Here is an 18,377-nt window from a genome sequence, read left to right as displayed (position 1 = left end):
CTTTATGTTTTCTTGGTTGGCGATCTTGCTGACAGGCATGGCCGGCGGCGCATTGGCCTGGTTGTTCATCGGCCCCGTGCGGCGTCCGGTATCGGACGCGCGCGCCCGTCCGGCCGTGGGTTGGGGATGGCGGTTGTGCTGGCCCTGGCTGGACGCGGTGGCGCAGCCATGCGCGACAGCGCTGCCGTGGCGCTGGAGGGACGCGTTGACGCGGTGGCTGGGCCAGGCAGGCACGCCGGCCGCGATCACCGCGCCGCACGCCGCAGCCCTGGTGGCCTGCGCGGCCGGGCTGGGCGCGTCGGCAGGGGGCGTGTTGGGCGGTCTTGTGCTGCCCGCGCCTGGCGCATGGCTGTGCGGCATCGGCGGTGCACTGGCGATGGCAGGCTGGCCGATTCTCTGGATCAGGGGCCGCGTGGCGGGCCGCCGCCGCAGCATGGCTCGCGATCTGCCCTTTGTCCTGGACATGATGACCCTATGTGTCGAATCGGGCCTGAGCCTGCACGGCGCGCTGCAGCAGGCCGGGCAGCACGGGCCGCCCGGGCCATTGCGGCAAGAACTGGCGCATGCATTGGCCGATATGCGAACCGGTGTGTCGCGCGCCCAGGCCTTGAAAGCTCTGGCTGACCGCTGCGCCATTCCCGCCGTGCGCAGTTGGGTGGCGGCGCTGAATCAGGCAGACAGCCTTGGCATGAGCCTGGGGGGTGTGCTGCGCGGGCATGCCGCACAGTGCCGCACCGATCGCTATCAGCGCGCCGAGAAACTGGCCATGGAGGCCCCGGTCAAGATGCTGCTGCCGCTGATCGGGTGCATTTTTCCCTGCACTTTTATCGTGCTGGCTTTTCCGATTGCGGTGCAATTATGGCAGGCCGCCCAGTAACGCAACACCGCCGCCGCCCGTTGCGCCGTTCGCGCATCCGCCTGGCGCGGGCGTGCGGCGCCGGGGGCCGGCTGCGCGGGTTGCTGTGCCGCGCCCGGCCGCCGCACCGGCTTATGGTTTCTTCCCTGTCGCGCGGTGCATACCTGGGGCATGCGCTACGCCATCGACGTGGCGTTCATCGATGCCTGGGGACGCGTGCTGCATATCGCCCGCAACGTCAGTCCCGGCCGGGTGGTGTGGTGCCGGGGGGCGCGGTCCGTCATAGAGCTGGCCGTGAATACCGTTGATTCGCCCTTGAGGTACCGGCGCAAGCTTCAGGCTGCGCTGCATCGCTCGCGCGCGGCATCGCCCCGCATCGGCGCGCCCTCTGTACGACCGCCGTAGCCAGCCAGGGCGGCCCTTCGCGTGTTCGCCGTTTATAGCGCCGGCACGAAGAACCGATCGCGCAAAGCCTGCAGCCCGATGCGTTCCAGAATCTCGTTCAAGCGCTCGGCCGCCTTGCGGCGCGGCAGGTTCTTGTATTGCGCGATGATCAGCTCGTTTTTCATCGAGTGTTCCCAGCCAACCAGTTCGGTCACGCTGACCTGATAACCATGCGCTTCCAGTTGCAGGCAGCGCAGCACATTGGTGATCTGGCTGCCGAACTCGCGCGTATGCAAAGGATGGCGCCAGATTTCGGCCAGGGGATCGGCCAGCGCGCGTGCCTTGTTCTGGCGCAGCGCCGCGGCCACTTCGGCCTGGCAGCATGGCACGACCACGATGTACCTGGCCCGCTTTTCCAGGGCGAAGCGGATGGCGTCGTCCGTGGCGGTATTGCATGCGTGCAGCGCCGTTACTACGTCGACCTGGCGGGGCAGGCTGGGCGACGTGATCGATTCGGCCACCGACAGGTTCAGGAACGTCATGCCATCGAACCCCAGCCGCCGGGCAAGCGCCTGTGACGAGGCCACCAGTTCGGGGCGGGTTTCGATACCGTAGACATGCGACCCGTCGTTCAGTTTCTTGAAATACAGGTCGTACAGAATGAAGCCCAGGTATGACTTGCCCGCGCCGTGGTCCACCAGCGTCACGGCATCCTGCGCGGCCTTGACATCCTGCAGCAGGCGCTCGATGAACTGGTACAGGTGGTACACCTGCTTGAGTTTGCGCCGGCTGTCCTGGTTGAGCTTGCCGTCGCGCGTCAGGATGTGCAGTTCCTTCAGCAGTTCGATGGACTGGCCGGGGCGAATATCGGGGATGGAAGACATGAAAAAGCGTTGCCAGGCGGGCGGGGAAGGCACGTAGTTTACTGAAAACGCCGCCCGGCCCGGCGGCCCGCGCCAGACCGGCTTCAGCGGGCGGTCAGGTGCTGCACAAAGGCGCGCGACAGGGCGGTTTGCGGCCTCAGGGAGCTCCAGAGCACGTGGCTGCGCACTTGCACTTCCGGAACCAGCGGGCGGTGCGTCAGGCTGGGGACGGGCAGCGCGGCCAGCAGGCCAGACTCCACCAGGGCGACGCCCGCGCCGTGGAATGCCAGCACAATGCCCGTCATCGAAGTCGCCACTTCGATCTGGATATTGAGCGGCCGCTTCAAGAAGGCGTTCAGATGCTGGCGCAGCAGCGCCTGCGGCAGGTAGGTGATAACGGGGTAGGGTACCAGGTCGTCAATGCCTATGGCCTGCAGCGCAGCCAAGGGATGGTCTTGCGGGAAGATGCAGCTCAGCGCCGCATGGCGCAGCGGCAGAGACTGGATCGCCGCGTGCCCGCCGGGTGAAAAAGACACCCCCAGGTCGATCTGCTCGTTGACCAGGCGTTCCGCAATCAGATTCGAATCCATCGACTGCAAGGAAATCCTTGCCTGTGGCCGCGTCCTGACGAACTCGGCCACGGCCTGCGCCAGCCATGCGTTCGCAATGGGCGAACTGGCGGCGATGGCCAGGGTGCCCTGCAGGCCTTCGGCCAGATCCTGGCTGAAACGCTCCAGGCCCGCCACGCGGCCGAAGATTTCCTGCACTTCGGGCAACAGCGCCCGGGCCTCGGGGGTAGGCGTAAGGCGGCCCCCTTCGCGCCTGAACAGCGTAAAACCCAGGCGCTGTTCAAAGTGCTTGATCGTGGCGCTGATGGCCGGCTGGGTCACATGCAGCAGGTGGGCGGCTCCGGTGATCGAGCCGGACACCATCACGGCGTGAAACGCCTCCAGGTGGCGCAACTGGATGCGGGCAAGCATACGAAGGGGCTCTCTCCATAAACCGGTCTTATGGCCGGCGTCATTTATCTGATTGGCGCCAATGTTAGTCCACTACCTAGAATGCCTGCTCATTGCGCCCCGCGGCCGGGCGCAGCGCATTCCGAACTTTATCCAGGAGCAGGCATGGCCCAGACGCAGGACACTGTTTACCGCCCCAACCAGCAGAACCTGTACTTCCCCCAGTACCCCAAGTTTGATTCGGTGCAGGCCGAACGCTGGCACCGGCGCCAACGGTTGGCTGCCGTTTGCCGCGTGTTCGCCAAGTTCGGCTACGAGTATGGCTTCGCGGGTCACGTAACCGTACGCGACCCGGAACATCCCGACTTGTTCTGGACCAACCCGTTTGCCATGGACTTCGGCCGCGTGCGCGCCAGCGATATCCAGCTGGTGGATCGCGCCGGCACCGTGCTGGAAGGGCGTTGGGCGGTCAACCGCGCCGGCTTTGTGCTGCATTCGGCCATTCATGAAGCCAACCCCGACATCATCGCTTCGTGCCACGCGCACACCACGCACGGCATGGCGTGGGCCGCGCTGGGGCGTCCGCTGGATCCGATTACCCAGACCGCTTGCGGGTTCTATGAAGACCAGGCGCTGATCACCGAAGAAGCCGGCGCGGTGGTCGTAGAGAACGATAAGGGCCACGCCGTGGCGCGCGCCTTCGGCAACGCCAAGATCGCCATCCACCAGAACCATGGCCTGTTCTCGGCAGGGCGCGAAACCGTAGAAGAAGCCGCGTGGTGGTTCATTGCTGCCGAGCGTGCGTGCGAGATCCAGCTCAAGGCCGAGGCCACCGGCAAGCCTTTGAAGCTGATCGGCCGCGAGGCCGCGCTGCATTCCAAGAAGCACCTGGCCACGCCATTCATGGCCTGGCTGCATTTCCAACCCATCTACGACGCCATCGTGCGCGAGCAGCCGGACTGCCTGCTGTAGCGGCAACCGGCCTTCATCGATCCGCCGCGTCCTCGCATTGCCGGGGCGCGGCATTCACAAATAGAACTACACCAGGAGAGAATCCTCATGAAAACCAGACTTCGCATGCTTTGCGCCGTGGCGGCTGTGATCGGAGCGGGCGCATGTGCACCCGCCTTGGCCGCATGGCCCGACGACAGGCCGATCGAGTTGGTCGTGGGCTTTGCCGCCGGCGGCGAGACCGACGTGCTGGCGCGTACGCTGGCGCCCTACATTCAAAAGCACCTGTCGCCCAACGCCAGCATCGTGGTGGTCAACAAGCCGGGGGCGTCCGGCGCCATCGCCAATTCGCATGTGCAACGCGCCGCGAAGGACGGGTATACGGTGGCCATGGTCAACACGCCGCCGATGAATTTCTTGCCGCTGGTGCAATCGACACCATACGACCCGGATCAGTTTGCCCTGATCGGCCGGGTCGTCAGCGACCCGACGCTGCTGGTAGCGCGCGATGACAGCCCGTATAAGTCTTTGAAAGAACTGGTCGAAGCCGCCAAGGCCAAGCCGGGCGCCGTCTCCATCGGCCAGAACGGGCTGGGCAGCAACGGCGGCGTAGCGCTCAATGTGCTGATGCTCGAAAGCGGCGCCACATTTACCGACATACCCTTTGGCGGCACCGGCCAATCCAAGATCGCGCTGATGGGCGGGCATGTGGACATGATCTTCACCAGCCATACCGCCGTGCCCGATCCCGCTGCCGAGAAAACCAGGCTGCGCATCCTGGCCCAGTTCGTGCAAGAGCGCGCGCCCATGCTGCCCAATGTGCCGACGGCCAGGGAAGAAGGGTTCGACGTGGTCGTGCCTTCCGACCGTGGTCTGGCGGTGGACAAGGACGTGCCGCCGGCTGTACGCGACCGCCTGCAGCAGGCGCTGGAAGCGGCGCTGCAAGACCCGGGCTTTCTTGAGGCGGCCAGGTCGTTCTCTGCCATCCTCGCCTATAAGCCGGGCGCCGAGTGGCAGGCAGACATCACCGCCGCCAAAGAGCCCTTGACCCGCCTGGCCAACGAACTCAAGCAAAAAGGCGCGCTGGCGGGCAAGTAAACGCCCCGGATGCGCAAGCCTGCGCCGCGAGGCCGTGGCGCAGGTTCATGCATTTGTTCCACATCACGCCGGCCCCGCGCCGTTGCGTTCGCCAAATGCCAGCCAGGTGGCGTGAGCCCGTATATCTTCGGGCCAGCCTTGCACGTGTACGGCGAAACGCTGCGCATCCCCTGCAAACAGCGCGCGTGTCGCCTCTTCGTATCCGGGCAGCTCGCCCGCGATGGAAAGCATGAAGCGATAGGCCGCTTCAGTGCGTTGCCGCTGCCGGTCTGTGTCGGCGTTGGCGCGCCGCGCTTCTTCGACCAGTTTGCGCAGCGCCACCGATGCACCACCGGGTTGGGCGCCCAGCCATTCCCAATGGCGCGGCAGCAACGTAACCTCGCGCGACACCACGCCTAATTTGGGTCGGCCACGACCGCGCGCCGGGGCAGGGGCGTGCGGCGCCGCATGGGTGGCGGGATGTGTGCGCGCGGTGATCTCGTCGTCGCTGCCGCGCAGATCCACGTCCACCAGCCGGCCTGTGTCGTCGTCGTAGATGAACACCGGCTCCGATTCGTCTGCTTGCAGGGCGCGCTTGACGGCCACCGCTACGGCGGGCAAGGGACCGGACGCGATAAGGCGGCGCCCCGCAAAGGCGGTGCAGTTCGATGGCGTGGGGTGGGGTAGATCCATAGCGTCTCCTTCCAGCGTGACACGTTATTATTTTCCGGGTAAAAAAGCACGTCAATATCACCCGGGTAATAATGTGCAACGGTGATTGACGCTTCCCGACTAGGTAGAAACACCTAGTAAACATGCGCCAAGCGCGTATAATCTCGCTTTGCGCCCGGAGTTCCCCATGCGTCTCGTCCAAAAAGCGCTCACCTTCGACGATGTGTTGCTGGTGCCCGCCTACTCCGAGGTGTTGCCGCGCGACACCTCCCTGGTTACCCGTCTTACTCGCAACATCACCCTGAATATCCCCCTGGTGTCCGCCGCCATGGACACCGTGACCGAGTCACGCCTGGCCATCGCCATGGCGCAAGAGGGCGGTATCGGCATCATCCACAAGAATCTATCGGCTGACGAGCAGGCCAAGGAAGTCGCTCGCGTCAAGCGCCACGAGTTCGGCATCGTCATCGACCCGGTGACCGTCACGGCCGACATGAAGGTGCGCGACGCCATCGCCTTGCAGCGGCAGCACGGAATTTCCGGCCTGCCCGTCGTGGAAGGCAAGAAGCTCGTGGGCATCGTCACCAACCGCGACCTGCGCTTCGAAGACCGTCTCGACCAGCCCCTGCGCAACATCATGACGCCGCAGGAGCGGCTGGTCACCATGCCGGAAGGCGCCACGCTGGACCAGGCCCAGGCGCTGATGCACAAGCATCGCCTCGAGCGCGTGCTCATCGTCAATGATGCATTCGAGCTGCGCGGCCTGGCCACCGTCAAAGACATCGTCAAGAACACCGAACACCCCGTTGCCAACAAAGACGCCCAAGGCCAGCTGCGCGTGGGCGCGGCTGTCGGCGTCGGCGCCGGCACCGAAGAGCGCGTCGAAAAACTGGTGGCCGCGGGCGTTGACGTCATCATCGTCGACACGGCGCATGGCCATTCCGCCGGCGTGCTCGAACGCGTGCGCTGGGTGAAGCAGAACTTTCCCAAGGTCGAAGTCATCGGCGGCAACATCGCCACGGCCGAGGCCGCGCGCGCCCTGGTCGAGCATGGCGCCGACGGCGTCAAGGTAGGCATCGGGCCCGGTTCCATTTGCACCACGCGTATCGTGGCCGGCGTGGGTGTGCCGCAGATCACCGCCATCGCCGATGTGGCCAAGGCGCTCGAAGGCACCGGCGTTCCCCTTATTGCCGACGGCGGCATCCGCTACTCGGGCGACATCGCCAAGGCCCTGGCGGCCGGCGCGTTTGCCTGCATGATGGGCGGCATGTTCGCGGGCACCGAAGAATCCCCGGGCGAAGTCGTGCTGTTCCAGGGCCGTTCGTACAAGGCGTACCGCGGCATGGGCAGCCTGGGCGCCATGTCCGACGGCTCGGCCGACCGCTACTTCCAGGACCCCGCCAACAACGCCGACAAGCTGGTGCCCGAAGGCATCGAAGGCCGCGTGCCCTACAAGGGCAGCGTGCTGGCCATCATCTACCAGCTGGTGGGCGGCATCCGGGCTTCCATGGGCTATTGCGGCTGCGCCACCATCGACGACATGCGCACCAAAACCCAGTTCGTCGAGATCACGTCCGCGGGCGTTCGCGAATCGCACGTGCACGATGTGCAGATCACCAAGGAAGCGCCCAACTACCGCGCCGACTGATCCGCACGGCCACTAGGTACAATGCAATCCATCGCGCACCGGCAGAACCCAGCGGTTCTGGCCGGTGCGCTTTTATTTCCAAACCGGCAGAGTCTTCATGCACCACCAGCGCATTCTCATTCTTGACTACGGTTCGCAAGTCACCCAGCTGATCGCCCGCCGCGTGCGCGAGGCCGGCGTCTATTCCGAAATCCACCCCGGTGACGTAGACGATGCGTTCGTGCGGGCACAGGCGGCGCAGGGCTTGAAGGGCGTCATCCTGTCCGGCAGCCACGCATCCGCGTACGCCGAAGGCTCGCTGCCCGTGCCGTCCGCGGTGTTCCAGCTGGGCGTGCCGGTGCTGGGCATCTGCTACGGCATGCAGTCCATGGCGCAGCAGCTGGGCGGCAAGGTCAGCTATTCCGACCACCGCGAATTTGGCTACGCCGAAGTCCGCGCACACGGCCATACGCGCCTGCTGGATGGCCTGGCCGACTTCACCACCCCCGAAGGGCACGGCATGCTCAAGGTGTGGATGAGCCATGGCGACAAGGTCACCGAACTGCCGCCCGGCTTCAAGCTGATGGCCTCGACGCCGTCGTGCCCCATTGCCGGCATGGCCGACGAAACCCGCGGCTTCTATGCCGTGCAGTTCCACCCCGAAGTCACGCACACCGTGCAGGGCAAGGCCATGCTGGCCCGCTTCGTGCACGAAATCTGCGGCTGCAAGGGCGACTGGAACATGCCCGACTACGTCACCGAAGCCGTCGCGCGCATTCGCGAACAGGTCGGCGACGACGAAGTCATCCTGGGCCTGTCGGGCGGCGTGGATTCGTCCGTGGCTGCGGCACTGATCCACAAGGCCATCGGCGACCAGCTGACCTGCGTGTTCGTCGACCACGGCCTGCTGCGCCTGGACGAAGGCAAGCAGGTCATGCAGACCTTCGCCGAGAACATGGGCGTAAAGATCATCCATGTCGACGCCACCGAGCAGTTCATGGGCAAGCTGGCCGGCCAGGCCGACCCCGAAGCCAAGCGCAAGATCATCGGCCGGGAATTCGTCGAAGTCTTCCAGGCCGAGGCCGCCAAGCTCAAGAGCGCCAAATGGCTGGCGCAGGGCACCATCTACCCCGACGTCATCGAGTCGGCCGGCGCCAAGACGGGCAAGGCCACGTCCATCAAGTCGCACCACAACGTGGGCGGCCTGCCCGACACGCTGAACCTGCAGTTGCTGGAACCCCTGCGCGAGCTCTTCAAGGACGAAGTGCGCGAACTGGGCGTGGCCCTGGGCCTGCCCCCGCAGATGGTGTACCGCCACCCGTTCCCGGGCCCCGGCCTGGGCGTGCGCATCCTGGGCGAGGTCAAGCAGGAATACGCCGACCTGCTGCGTCGCGCCGATGCCATCTTTATCGACGAACTGCGCAGCACCATCGACGACACCAGCGGCAAGAGCTGGTACGACATGACATCTCAGGCTTTTGCCGTCTTCCTGCCCGTGAAGTCCGTGGGCGTGATGGGCGATGGCCGCACCTATGAGTATGTCGTGGCCTTGCGGGCGGTGCAGACCTTCGATTTCATGACGGCCGACTGGGCGCCGCTGCCCCACGCGCTGCTCGCCAGGGTATCGTCGCGCATCATCAATGAAGTGCGCGGCATCAACCGCGTGGTGTACGACGTGTCGAGCAAGCCGCCTGCGACGATTGAGTGGGAGTGAGGTCGTTTTATAAGTTATTGATTTTATTGTGAAAATTTCATTTCAATAACTGGATATTCCACATCATCAATGGCATTTTTCATGGTGTGCCAAGAGCGTGCTATGGGAAAAACGCCGATACCATGTTGGGGTATGTAATCCCAACATGGTATCGGGATTAGAGAATGAAACAATAAGTCGCTAAGGCTTTGGTTGTCTGAACTAATCCTTGCTGAAATAGAATTTCCAGATAGCGGTCGACGTCAATAGGCGGGTTCTTGAGTTGTGCCCGCTGGCGCTGCGCAGCGGCTACCACCGCTGCTACACCAAGGTCAGACCCATGCGTAAGTCTTGTTCTTATGCCATCTGACCACTTCAATATCTCGGGCAATCGCATGTGCGCAGCCCAGCGTCATTGGGTAATCCCCCCGCAAAAGCGACAGCCAGACACCCGCCCAGCGCTACGCCTGATTGATACCCGCAAGCTCGAACGCGCCGATTGGCTAGAAGTACGTAAGACCGGCATTGGCAGCTCGGACGCCGCCGCCGCCGTGGGCCTGAACCCCTACAAGTCGCAGCTCGAACTCTGGATGGAAAAGACCGGCCGGGACGCCGATCTGCCCAAGCCGGACCCCAAGGACACGACGGAACCCGTCTACTGGGGCACGCTGCTGGAGCCCATCGTGGCTGCGAGCTACACCCAGAAAACCGGCCGCAAAGTGCGCAAGGTCAACGCGGTGCTACAGCACCCGCAATTCCCTTTCATGCTGGCAAACCTGGACCGGGAGGTCGTCGGATCGCCTCTGGTGCAGATCCTGGAGTGCAAGACGGCCGGGGAGTTCGGGGCAAGGCTCTGGAAAGACGGCGTTCCCGAGTACGTTCAGCTCCAGGTGCAGCACCAACTGGCCGTGGCGAACAAGCAGGCGGCTGACGTGGCCGTACTGATCTGCGGCCAGCGCCTAGAGGTTCACCGCATCCTGCGCGACGACGAGCTCATTGCCCGGCTCATCCACCTGGAAGCCAAGTTCTGGGAGTACGTCACGAGCGACACCCCACCGCCTGCAGATGGGTCGGAGTCGGCAGACCGAGCCTTGCGCACGCTCTATCCCGGCAATTCCACCACCGTGGACTTCAGCGACGACCGGCGCTTGTCCTCCACCTTCGCTGATCTGGTAGCCCTGCGGGCCGACATCCAGGCCCGCGAAGAGCAGGCCGAGCAAATGAAGCAAACCCTGATCCAGGCCATGGGCGATGCCTCTACCGCCCAGTTCGAGACTGGCTGCGTCAGCTTCAAGCGCAGCAAGGACGGTACCCGTCTGGACGTGGGCCGGCTGCTTCTGAACCACCCCGAACTTGCCCTGGAATACGCCATCACCAAGCCCGGAACCCGGCGCTTTCGGCTGATCCAGTCCTAGGCCATCATTCAACACACAAGGAGTCCACCATGCAGAAAGGCCTGGTCATTACCCCGCCAGTGATCGGGCGGATCTCTATCGGTCGCGTTGTCGAAAAGAATGGCAAACGGCTCCCGGAGAAAGACGATCAATTCACACTGACCACCCAAGTCCAGAGCCGGGATGGCTGGGTGCTGCATCCCTACGACGAAGCCTTGCGTAAGGCCAGCAATGGCAAGCTACGCTCGCTTCCCGTACGGATGCTGTTCAACGATCCCGACCTCAATCTGCGGACCGATTATTCGGCCTTCGACAGAGAGCAGGGTCGTCCGATCTGCGTCGGCAACGGCGAGACCTGCCGCCGCGTTGTGGACAACCGGGTCGAAACCCTACCGTGCCCATCACCCGCGGGTTGTGAGTTCGGATGGAAGCTGTGTAAGCCTTACGCCAGGCTCAACGTCGTGATCGGAGAGGACGAGCTGGGGACCTTCGTGTTTCGCACCACCTCGATCAACTCGATTCGTACCCTGGCGGCTCGCATGAGGTACTTCCATGCCGTCTCGGGCGGGCATCTGGCCACACTGCCGCTGGAGTTGAGGCTACGGGGGAAATCGACCACGCAAAGCCACCGGACACCAATCTATTACGTGGACCTGACGTTGCCCATCGGCATGCAGCTGGGGGAGGCCATTGCTCAGGCTCGGGAAGCCGCCGAGCAGCGCAGGCGGGATCGGTTCGATCAAGCCGCCCTTGACCAGGCTGCCCGAGAGAGCTTTGCCTGTGGGGCCTTCGAGGAGTCCACGGAGGATGGCCAGGCGGTGGTGGAGGAGTTCTACCCAGACGCCGAAGGGCAGGAGGGAGGGCAGGGGGGCGATGTGTCTGGCAGTGTCACCCTGCGCGACAAGCTCACGCAGAAGGTCAAGTCCCAAGCTGGAGATATGCCACGATGATTCTTGTCTTGCTGGTACTGGTCGTCGTGCCGCTTGTCGTAATCGTTGTTGGGGCACTCTGGTTGCGGCTGGGACTCTCCTGCTGAAGGTCATCACCGGCAGGTAAACTTCCCATGATCCAGGGATCATCCAGAGGTGTCCAACTGAAGCCAATGCTTGAAGGGGTATTTCTGGGGGTATCTGGAACTCTCGGTTGGGCAGAAAGCTAGGATTTATGCGGCTTTCCTGCAACAATAGGAATGACCCTCTGCCGCCAGAGTTCAGAAAAGCCCTTGGCGATCAAGGGCATTTGTTTGCCCTTTCGCTCAGGGCGCCTCGCAAGCCTGCACGAAAGCGTCCGCCAGCCCGGGCACGGCGCGCTTGGGCCAGATCGCACTGACATCGAAGCTGGGCAGGCGGGCCCCATCGGCCACTTCGCAATAGCGCACGCCACGGAAATCGAGCGAGCGTATCCAGCTGGGCAACAACGCGATGCCGCATCCGCCCGCGACGCAGGCTAACACCGTCAGGGTCCGGTTGGCCTCCTGTACGACTTCGGCGTCCAGCCCTTCCTTGCGAAAGGCGTCGATCACGGACTCGTAAAACGTCGGCAATTGCGCATGGGGGTACATGACCAGGCCTACGCGGGCGATTTCCGCCATGCGCACCTGTGCTTCCCGCTCCACGGGAAGGTCGGCCGGTACGGCGGCCACCAGGCGCTCGCGCATGAGCACCTTCTCGTGCATGACGCCGGTGAGCGAAACGGGCGTGTGGACCAGCGCCACGTCGATCTCTCCGCGGGACAGGGCTTGTGCCTGTTCCGCATTACTCATTTCACGCAAGACGATGCGCACGCCTGGCGCATGCTTTCGCAGCGCGCGCAAGCCGCGCGGAAGGATGTCGATCAGGGCGCTGGAGACCAGGCCCACGCGCAGCACGCCGGCGCGCCCCTGTGCAATGGCCTGCGCCGCGTCTTTGGCATTGGTGATGCGAAAGACGCCACTGCGGACGTCTTCGGCGATCTGGCGCGCGGCCGCCGTAGGCTCCGCGCCCCGCCGCGAGCGATGGAACAGCCGCACGCCGAGCTCGCGTTCCAGCCGGGCCAGCGACTGGCTTAGCGCAGGCTGGGCCACACCCAGGATCTCGGCTGCCTTGCTCAGGCTGCCGGCATCCAGAACGGCAAGGAATTCCTCAAACCGCCGGATATCCATCACAAAATCTTATATAAAAACATCCAAACATGGATAGATAAGTATATCAAGCCTTCCTAGAATCCGCCGGGAATTGCCGGCGCTGAACGGCCGGATCGTGTTCCGTGGGAGCCTGTCTTGGCCAGCGTTGTGCCTTTTGCCGTTGATACGCATGCGCATGTGTTCGTCCGCCAGCTCGCGCTGGCGCCCGGTCGCCGATATACGCCCGACCACGACGCGCCGCTGGAATCCTATTTGGCGCACCTCGATGCCCATGGCCTGGGCGCGGGCGTGCTGATCCAGCCCAGCTTCCTTGGCACGGATAACCAGTACATGCTCGAGGCCATGCGCCGGGCACGAGGGCAGCTCAAGGGCGTGGCCGTCATCGACGAGTGCACGGACGTCGCCGAGCTGGACGGGCTGGCGCGGGCAGGCATCGTCGGCATCCGCATGAACCTGGTCGGCCGGCCGCAGCCGGACCTGCAGTCGGGTGCGTGGCCGGGTTTGCTGGGCCGCGTGCGCGAACTGGGCTGGCATGTCGAAATCCATGCCGAAGCCAGGCGGCTGCCCGACATCGTGTCTGCCCTGCGCCCGGCGCAATGCCGCCTCGTCGTCGATCACTTCGGCCGGCCCGACCCAGTGCTGGGCGCGGCCGATCCCGGGTTCCGTTGGCTGCTGGATGCAGCCGCGGACGTTGACCTTTGGGTCAAGCTATCCGGCGCATACCGAAATTGGAGCGAGCCTTCCGGCGCACAGGCGCGCTGGGCGGCCGAGCTCCTGCTCGAGCACGTTGGCCCAGACCGGTTGCTGTGGGGCAGTGATTGGCCCCACACGCAGCATCCGGACCAGACGTACGCGCAAAGCCGCCGTGCATTGGACGACTGGATCGTCGATCCAGCCCTGCGCCATCGCATACTCGCGATCAACCCCAGAAACTGCTTTGGATTCCAAGGAGGCGAGACGCCATGACCTGTTACCGTACCCTTGCCGCGAGCCTGCTGGCCGCGGTCCTGCCGCTGGCCGCGGCGCACGCCGCGTGGCCGGAAAAGCCCATTACCATGGTCGTCACCTATCCGCCTGGCGGCACCGTGGACACAGTTGCCCGCATCATCGGCCCCAAGTTGTCGAATAAATTGGGCCAGTCTGTCATCATCGACAACAAGGGGGGAGCGGGCGGCATGATAGGCGGTGCGGCAGTGGCGCGTTCTGCTCCGGACGGCTATACGTTCATGTTCGACGCGTCGAGCCATGCCCAGAATCCGGCGTTGCAGTCGCGGATGACCTTCGACACGCTGAAGGATTTCCAGTCGGTGTCGCTGCTGCTACGCGTGCCCAACGTGTTGGTGACCACCCCAAGCAATACGACCTTCAAATCGGTCCAGGACGTGATTACCAGCGGCAAGTCGCCGAATGCCGTCTATTTTGCCTCGGCGGGCCCCGGTTCGGCGCAGCACCTGGCCGGCGAGCTGTTCAATGTCATGGCGGGCACTTCGCTCGTGCACATCGCCTATAAAGGCGGCGGTCCGGCCATGGTGGACGTGATGTCGGGCCAGGTGCCCATCATGTTCGCGAGCCTCGGTTCGGCTTGGACGCACATCCAAAGTGGCAAGCTGCGCCCCATCGCGGTGGGCGGCGAAAAACGCTCGCCGGTCTTGCCGGAATTGCCCACGATTGCCGAATCGGGCGTGCCTGGGTTCGCGTCGTACGAGTGGAATGCCGTGTTTGCGCCGGCCGGCACGCCCCGGGACATCGTGGACAAGATGTCGGCGGCGCTGGCCGATGTGCTCAAGGATCCCGAAGTCAAGGCCAAGCTCGAAGGCATGGGCGCGGAAATCGTCGGTTCCACGCCAGAAGAACTTGAAGCCTTCCGCCGCGCCGAAATCGAGAAGTGGAAGAACGTGGTCAAGCAAAGCGGAATTGCGGTGAACTGAGCCGTGCGCGGCAGTTTGCCGCGCTGTCTCGAGCCCACCCTACGCAGGGTGCCGCGGTGGCAGGTTGCTTGGCCATCGCGGCTGCATTTTGCGCGTGCCGCCGACGCGCGAAAGCGAACCAGGCATCGACGCGGGGCGGCAGGGCGGCCGGCGGCGTCCAGGGCGACGGGTCGCCAGCACTACGCGTCCTCGTCTCATCCCAACAAGCCGGAAAGCTCGTCGGCGACGCCTGCGAACTTCTCCGCCAGAAAATCGACCAGCGCGCGCACGCGCATCGGTACGAACCGGCCGCTGGGCAGGATGGCGTGCACCGGATAGCCGTCGAGCTGCCAGTCCGACAGCAGGCGAACCAATCGTCCATCGACCAGTTCCTGCCGCGATTCGATCGGCGACTTCAGCAGGATGCCAGCGCCGGCGACTGCCCATTGCCGCGCCAGCGAGGCATCGTCCACGGTGCGATTGCCGGTGACGTGCACTTCGACTGATTGGCCATCCCGCGTAAAGCGCCAGGTGCGGTGCGGCTTGCCGCCGCGGTCATAGGCCAGGCAGTTGTGCTGGGTGAGGTCCATCGGCGACTGCGGGACAGGGTGCCGTGCCAGGTAGCTGGGCGCAGCCACGACGATGGGTGATGTGCGTATCAGCGTACGGGCGACCAGCCGGGAATCGCTCAAGTTCCCATACCGGATCGCCAGGTCGACCTCATCGCGTACGACATCCAGCAGCCGGTCGCCGACCGACAAGGCCAGCTCGATGCCGGGGTGCGCCTCCATGAACTCGTCTAGCCAAGGCAGCAGGGTTGCGCGGGCCAAGTCCGATGGTGCGGCTAGGCGGATCAGGCCCACCAGGCCAGCGCGGTCGCTGGTGGCCTGGGCTTCACCTTCCCTGATCAGGTCGAATGCCCGGCTGGCGTAGTCCAGCAGCGCCTGCCCGGGCGGCGTCAGGCGCATGGCCCGCGTGGAGCGTTCGAACAGCCGCACGCCGAGCTGGCTTTCCAGCCGCTTGAGCGTGGCGCTGGCGGCGGCCGGCGTAATGCCCAGGGCCTTGGCTGCACCCGTGAGGCTGCCGGCACGGGCCGTTTGGACCAGCACGCGCAGGTCGCCGATATTTTCAATAGTCATTTGAAAATGAATTTACTTCAATGGGCTTATCAATTCTAAATTGAATTTGTAGAGTGGGCGCGTTGTTCTCGTTGTTTCTTTTTGTCCCCCTCTTCACAAAGGACCCGCCATGAAAGCCATCGGATACCGTCGCAGCCTGCCCATCACGGACCCCGCCGCGCTGGAGGACATCGAGCTGCCCACTCCCGTTCCCCAACCCCGAGACCTGCTGGTGCGCGTCAGCGCCGTGTCCGTCAATCCAGTGGACACCAAGGTGCGCCGCAACCGTAAGCCGGCCGACGGGCAGGTCGAGGTGCTGGGATGGGACGCCGTGGGCGTGGTCGAAGCGGTCGGCAACGACGTTTCGCTGTTCCAGCCGGGCGACCGGGTGTACTACGCCGGCGCCATCAATCGACCGGGCACCAACAGCGAGCTGCACCTGGTGGACGAGCGCATCGTTGCGCGCGCGCCGCAATCGCTCGATGACGCCGCAGCCGCCGCGCTGCCGTTGACCGCGATCACCGCCTACGAGCTATTGTTCGACCGCCTGCGCATCGCCAAGGGCGGCGGCGCCGGCCAGGCCCTGTTGGTCGTGGGGGGCGCGGGCGGCGTGGGCTCCATCCTGATCCAGCTGGCCCGCCAACTGACGCAGCTGCGCATCATCGCCACCGCTTCGCGGCCCGAGACGCGGCAGTGGTGCCTGGACCTGGGCGCGCATGCGGTCATCGACCATCGGCAACCGCTGTCGGCCGGCCTGAATGCTGCCGGCATCGGCCATGTCGACTTCGTCGCGGCGCTGACCCAGACCGAGCAGCACTACGACCAGATCATCGAAAGCCTCAAGCCGCAGGGCGCGCTCGCGGTGATCGACGACATGGATGTGCTCAACGCCATGAAGCTCAAGAGCAAGTCGATCTCGCTGCACTGGGAACTGATGTTCACGCGGCCGCTTTACGAGACCCCTGACATGGCCGAGCAGGGCAGGCTGCTGGCCGAAGTGGCCGAGCTCGTCGATGCCGGACGTATCCGCAGCACGGTCAACCACCATCTCGGCAGAATCACCGCCGAAAACCTGCGCCAGGCGCATGCGCTCATCGAAAGCGGCAAGGCCCGGGGCAAGGTGGTGCTGGAAGGATTCTGACCATCCGGGAGTAATCATGACCATGCATCGCACATCGCTTGCCCTGGCCGCCGCCGGCCTCACGGCGGGACTCGCGGCAGTCCCCGCCGCTGCCCAGACCAGCCCGGAGACCTACGCCAGGCTGGATTCGGGCGGCTTCGCCATCATCGTCAAGCTGACCGTCCAGCCCGGCCAGCGTGAGCGCTTCCTCGACATCATGAAGGCGCGCGTCGAGCAGGCGCGCACCCATCCTGGGGTGGTGGATTTCCGCATCCTGGCAACGCCCGATCCCCAGGTCTTCATGGGCTATGAAAGCTTCGCCGACCGCGCGGCGTTCGACGAGTTCGCCGCAACGCCGGCGTCGGCCGAGTTCATGGCTGCCATGAAGCCCATCCTCGTCGGCAACGTCGAGGTCACTCTGCTTAGCCGCCTGCCCTGAGGTTGGCCGGACGGCCCCAAGCCCGGCATTGCCCGGGCTTGGGGCGCAGCGCGCCGCGTCGGCGGGCTGCTACAGCCGCCACTGGGGCTCGGCCTGCCGGATGATTTGGGAGATCCAATCCGAGAAGGCGCGGACGGCGGGCGAAAGATGGCGGTTCTTCGGATACATGAGCGACAGCGGAACGGTTGGCGCCTTGATGTCCGGCAGGACCCGACGCAATTCGCCGGTGCGAAGGTGGGGGATCACCATGTAGCTGGCCGCGCGTATCAAGCCCAGTCCCTGCACGCCGCTGCACACATAGGCATCGGTGTCGTTGACGGCGATGCGTTCCGGCACGCGAATGGCGCGCTCCTCCCCGTCGACCACGAAAGTCCAGTGCGCGCTGCGGCTGTTGCGGCTGGACAGGAAGCCGACTGCATGGTGATGCTTCAAGTCATCGAGGGTCCTGGGTTCGCCGTGCTCGGCCAAATAACTGGGTGACGCGCAGGTCACCCATTCAAACCCCGCCAGCCGCCGCGCAACAAGCGTGGCGGAATCCTGCGGCACGCCGGCACGGATGACGCAATCCACCCCTTCCTGGACGAGGTCGATGGTTCTGTCGCCCAAGGTCAGCGTCAGCGCGATGTCGGGATAGTCCTGCTGGAACCCCTTGATCGCCGGCAGGACGAACAACCGGGCAAAGGACGGGGTCATGTCCACGCGCAACGGGCCGCGCGGACGGCCGCCGCTGCCAGGAAACGAGGACTCGACCGTTGCGATCTCGTCCAGCAGGCGGCGGCAATGGTCGTAATACATGCTGCCGTCCGGCGTCAGGCTGATATGCCGGGTCGTGCGCTGCAGCAGCCGCACGCCCAGGTAGGTTTCCAGTTCCTTGACTGCACGCGTCACCGACGAGGCGGGCATGCCCAGGCTGTCTGCTGCCTTGGCAAAGCTGTTCGCCTCGACGACGCGCGCGAAAACCTGCATGGCCTGAAGTCGATCCATCTCGATCATCCCTTTGTCCGGGCCGTCTTGCGGGCTGGGCCGATGCAGTGCGCAAGCCGGCGGTGGCGGAGTGCCCCGGTCGTCAGGCGGGGCATGCTTGCACGCCACCGGAAAGCGGCCAATGCGCCGTGGCCACGACGGCGCACGACGTGACACGTGACGGTTCGCGGATTCTTCCGGAATGACGAATTACGTCTTCCAAGTCCGAGGG

The 18,377-nt window shown here is 64.7% G+C and carries 17 protein-coding genes and 1 pseudogene; 12 read left to right on the top strand and 6 right to left on the bottom strand.

The window, feature by feature from the left end; all coding sequences use genetic code 11:
- Nucleotides 1-4: 4 nt before the first annotated feature.
- Together CAL18_RS10175 and CAL18_RS19695 are read left to right on the top strand one after the other, a co-directional pair.
- Nucleotides 5-877 carry a type II secretion system F family protein gene (locus tag CAL18_RS10175; protein ID WP_094817793.1) on the top strand — a complete coding sequence of 291 codons (873 nt, stop codon included), beginning with the start codon at nucleotides 5-7 and terminating at the stop codon, nucleotides 875-877.
- A gap of 114 nt (nucleotides 878-991) precedes the next feature.
- Nucleotides 992-1,261 (top strand): annotated as a pseudogene (locus CAL18_RS19695) (DUF192 domain-containing protein); the annotation flags it as partial.
- Nucleotides 1,262-1,293: 32 nt separating this feature from the next.
- On the opposite strand, the gene CAL18_RS10165 reads toward CAL18_RS19695, so the two are convergent.
- Together CAL18_RS10165 and CAL18_RS10160 are read right to left on the bottom strand one after the other, a co-directional pair.
- Nucleotides 1,294-2,124, bottom strand: a complete 831-nt coding sequence (locus CAL18_RS10165) for a class I SAM-dependent methyltransferase (protein WP_094796310.1) — start codon at nucleotides 2,122-2,124, stop codon at nucleotides 1,294-1,296.
- An 83-nt stretch (nucleotides 2,125-2,207) separates the two neighbouring features.
- Nucleotides 2,208-3,083, bottom strand: a complete 876-nt coding sequence (locus tag CAL18_RS10160) for a LysR family transcriptional regulator (RefSeq protein WP_051423618.1) — start codon at nucleotides 3,081-3,083, stop codon at nucleotides 2,208-2,210.
- Between the two features lie 144 nt (nucleotides 3,084-3,227).
- On the opposite strand from CAL18_RS10160, the gene CAL18_RS10155 reads away from it, so the two are divergent.
- Together CAL18_RS10155 and CAL18_RS10150 are read left to right on the top strand one after the other, a co-directional pair.
- The gene (locus CAL18_RS10155) at nucleotides 3,228-4,034 is read left to right on the top strand and encodes a class II aldolase/adducin family protein (protein WP_094817792.1); all 807 of its coding nucleotides are present in this window, start codon (nucleotides 3,228-3,230) and stop codon (nucleotides 4,032-4,034) included.
- 87 nt (nucleotides 4,035-4,121) lie between these two features.
- Nucleotides 4,122-5,111, top strand: coding sequence for a tripartite tricarboxylate transporter substrate binding protein (locus CAL18_RS10150; protein ID WP_094817791.1), 990 nt, complete (start codon nucleotides 4,122-4,124; stop codon nucleotides 5,109-5,111).
- Nucleotides 5,112-5,174: 63 nt separating this feature from the next.
- Here the strand turns inward: CAL18_RS10150 and CAL18_RS10145 are convergent, their stop codons facing one another.
- Nucleotides 5,175-5,783, bottom strand: a complete 609-nt coding sequence (locus tag CAL18_RS10145; RefSeq protein ID WP_094817790.1) for a DUF2239 family protein — start codon at nucleotides 5,781-5,783, stop codon at nucleotides 5,175-5,177.
- Between the two features lie 166 nt (nucleotides 5,784-5,949).
- Here CAL18_RS10145 and guaB point away from each other — a divergent pair, with 166 nt between their 5' ends.
- The 4 genes from guaB (at nucleotide 5,950) to CAL18_RS10120 (ending at nucleotide 11,426) form a co-directional block, all read left to right on the top strand.
- A complete protein-coding gene (guaB, locus tag CAL18_RS10140; protein ID WP_094796315.1) occupies nucleotides 5,950-7,410 on the top strand; it encodes an IMP dehydrogenase in 1,461 nt (486 codons plus the stop codon).
- Nucleotides 7,411-7,507: 97 nt separating this feature from the next.
- Entirely contained in the window at nucleotides 7,508-9,103 is a 1,596-nt protein-coding gene (guaA, locus tag CAL18_RS10135) for a glutamine-hydrolyzing GMP synthase (RefSeq protein WP_094817789.1), read from the top strand.
- A 374-nt stretch (nucleotides 9,104-9,477) separates the two neighbouring features.
- The gene (locus CAL18_RS10125; RefSeq protein ID WP_094817788.1) at nucleotides 9,478-10,497 is read left to right on the top strand and encodes a YqaJ viral recombinase family protein; all 1,020 of its coding nucleotides are present in this window, start codon (nucleotides 9,478-9,480) and stop codon (nucleotides 10,495-10,497) included.
- A 29-nt stretch (nucleotides 10,498-10,526) separates the two neighbouring features.
- Nucleotides 10,527-11,426, top strand: a complete 900-nt coding sequence (locus tag CAL18_RS10120; protein ID WP_094817787.1) for a hydrolase or metal-binding protein — start codon at nucleotides 10,527-10,529, stop codon at nucleotides 11,424-11,426.
- Nucleotides 11,427-11,731: 305 nt separating this feature from the next.
- Here the strand turns inward: CAL18_RS10120 and CAL18_RS10115 are convergent, their stop codons facing one another.
- A complete protein-coding gene (locus CAL18_RS10115) occupies nucleotides 11,732-12,616 on the bottom strand; it encodes a LysR family transcriptional regulator (RefSeq protein ID WP_094817786.1) in 885 nt (294 codons plus the stop codon).
- A gap of 117 nt (nucleotides 12,617-12,733) precedes the next feature.
- On the opposite strand from CAL18_RS10115, the gene CAL18_RS10110 reads away from it, so the two are divergent.
- Together CAL18_RS10110 and CAL18_RS10105 are read left to right on the top strand one after the other, a co-directional pair.
- Nucleotides 12,734-13,564 (top strand): amidohydrolase family protein, encoded by an 831-nt coding sequence (locus tag CAL18_RS10110; RefSeq protein WP_094817785.1) that lies wholly within the window; start codon nucleotides 12,734-12,736, stop codon nucleotides 13,562-13,564.
- A complete protein-coding gene (locus CAL18_RS10105; RefSeq protein WP_026638246.1) occupies nucleotides 13,561-14,526 on the top strand; it encodes a tripartite tricarboxylate transporter substrate binding protein in 966 nt (321 codons plus the stop codon). Before CAL18_RS10110 ends, CAL18_RS10105 begins: the two co-directional genes overlap by 4 nt.
- A gap of 194 nt (nucleotides 14,527-14,720) precedes the next feature.
- Here CAL18_RS10105 and CAL18_RS10100 read toward each other — a convergent pair whose 3' ends face one another.
- Nucleotides 14,721-15,644, bottom strand: a complete 924-nt coding sequence (locus CAL18_RS10100; protein WP_094817784.1) for a LysR family transcriptional regulator — start codon at nucleotides 15,642-15,644, stop codon at nucleotides 14,721-14,723.
- 109 nt (nucleotides 15,645-15,753) lie between these two features.
- On the opposite strand from CAL18_RS10100, the gene CAL18_RS10095 reads away from it, so the two are divergent.
- Nucleotides 15,754-16,764, top strand: a complete 1,011-nt coding sequence (locus CAL18_RS10095) for a zinc-binding alcohol dehydrogenase family protein (protein WP_026638244.1) — start codon at nucleotides 15,754-15,756, stop codon at nucleotides 16,762-16,764.
- A gap of 16 nt (nucleotides 16,765-16,780) precedes the next feature.
- Nucleotides 16,781-17,182 carry a putative quinol monooxygenase gene (locus CAL18_RS10090; protein ID WP_026638243.1) on the top strand — a complete coding sequence of 134 codons (402 nt, stop codon included), beginning with the start codon at nucleotides 16,781-16,783 and terminating at the stop codon, nucleotides 17,180-17,182.
- A gap of 69 nt (nucleotides 17,183-17,251) precedes the next feature.
- Here the strand turns inward: CAL18_RS10090 and CAL18_RS10085 are convergent, their stop codons facing one another.
- Nucleotides 17,252-18,175 (bottom strand): LysR family transcriptional regulator, encoded by a 924-nt coding sequence (locus tag CAL18_RS10085; protein ID WP_231494518.1) that lies wholly within the window; start codon nucleotides 18,173-18,175, stop codon nucleotides 17,252-17,254.
- Nucleotides 18,176-18,377 lie beyond the last annotated feature (202 nt).

Source organism: Bordetella genomosp. 7, from assembly GCF_002261415.1.
GTDB lineage: Bacteria > Pseudomonadota > Gammaproteobacteria > Burkholderiales > Burkholderiaceae_B > Bordetella_A.
This window is presented reverse-complemented; position numbering and strand designations above follow the sequence as displayed.

Excerpts from the sequence above, each read along its gene's own strand:
- CAL18_RS10175 (WP_094817793.1), top strand. The coding sequence starts at position 5 with ATGTTTTCTTGGTTGGCGATCTTGCTGACAGGCATGGCCGGCGGCGCA.
- CAL18_RS10165 (WP_094796310.1), bottom strand. The coding sequence starts at position 2,124 with ATGTCTTCCATCCCCGATATTCGCCCCGGCCAGTCCATCGAACTGCTG.
- CAL18_RS10160 (WP_051423618.1), bottom strand. The coding sequence starts at position 3,083 with ATGCTTGCCCGCATCCAGTTGCGCCACCTGGAGGCGTTTCACGCCGTG.
- CAL18_RS10155 (WP_094817792.1), top strand. The coding sequence starts at position 3,228 with ATGGCCCAGACGCAGGACACTGTTTACCGCCCCAACCAGCAGAACCTG.
- CAL18_RS10150 (WP_094817791.1), top strand. The coding sequence starts at position 4,122 with ATGAAAACCAGACTTCGCATGCTTTGCGCCGTGGCGGCTGTGATCGGA.
- CAL18_RS10145 (WP_094817790.1), bottom strand. The coding sequence starts at position 5,783 with ATGGATCTACCCCACCCCACGCCATCGAACTGCACCGCCTTTGCGGGG.
- guaB (WP_094796315.1), top strand. The coding sequence starts at position 5,950 with ATGCGTCTCGTCCAAAAAGCGCTCACCTTCGACGATGTGTTGCTGGTG.
- guaA (WP_094817789.1), top strand. The coding sequence starts at position 7,508 with ATGCACCACCAGCGCATTCTCATTCTTGACTACGGTTCGCAAGTCACC.
- CAL18_RS10125 (WP_094817788.1), top strand. The coding sequence starts at position 9,478 with ATGTGCGCAGCCCAGCGTCATTGGGTAATCCCCCCGCAAAAGCGACAG.
- CAL18_RS10120 (WP_094817787.1), top strand. The coding sequence starts at position 10,527 with ATGCAGAAAGGCCTGGTCATTACCCCGCCAGTGATCGGGCGGATCTCT.
- CAL18_RS10115 (WP_094817786.1), bottom strand. The coding sequence starts at position 12,616 with ATGGATATCCGGCGGTTTGAGGAATTCCTTGCCGTTCTGGATGCCGGC.
- CAL18_RS10105 (WP_026638246.1), top strand. The coding sequence starts at position 13,561 with ATGACCTGTTACCGTACCCTTGCCGCGAGCCTGCTGGCCGCGGTCCTG.
- CAL18_RS10100 (WP_094817784.1), bottom strand. The coding sequence starts at position 15,644 with ATGACTATTGAAAATATCGGCGACCTGCGCGTGCTGGTCCAAACGGCC.
- CAL18_RS10095 (WP_026638244.1), top strand. The coding sequence starts at position 15,754 with ATGAAAGCCATCGGATACCGTCGCAGCCTGCCCATCACGGACCCCGCC.
- CAL18_RS10090 (WP_026638243.1), top strand. The coding sequence starts at position 16,781 with ATGACCATGCATCGCACATCGCTTGCCCTGGCCGCCGCCGGCCTCACG.
- CAL18_RS10085 (WP_231494518.1), bottom strand. The coding sequence starts at position 18,175 with ATGATCGAGATGGATCGACTTCAGGCCATGCAGGTTTTCGCGCGCGTC.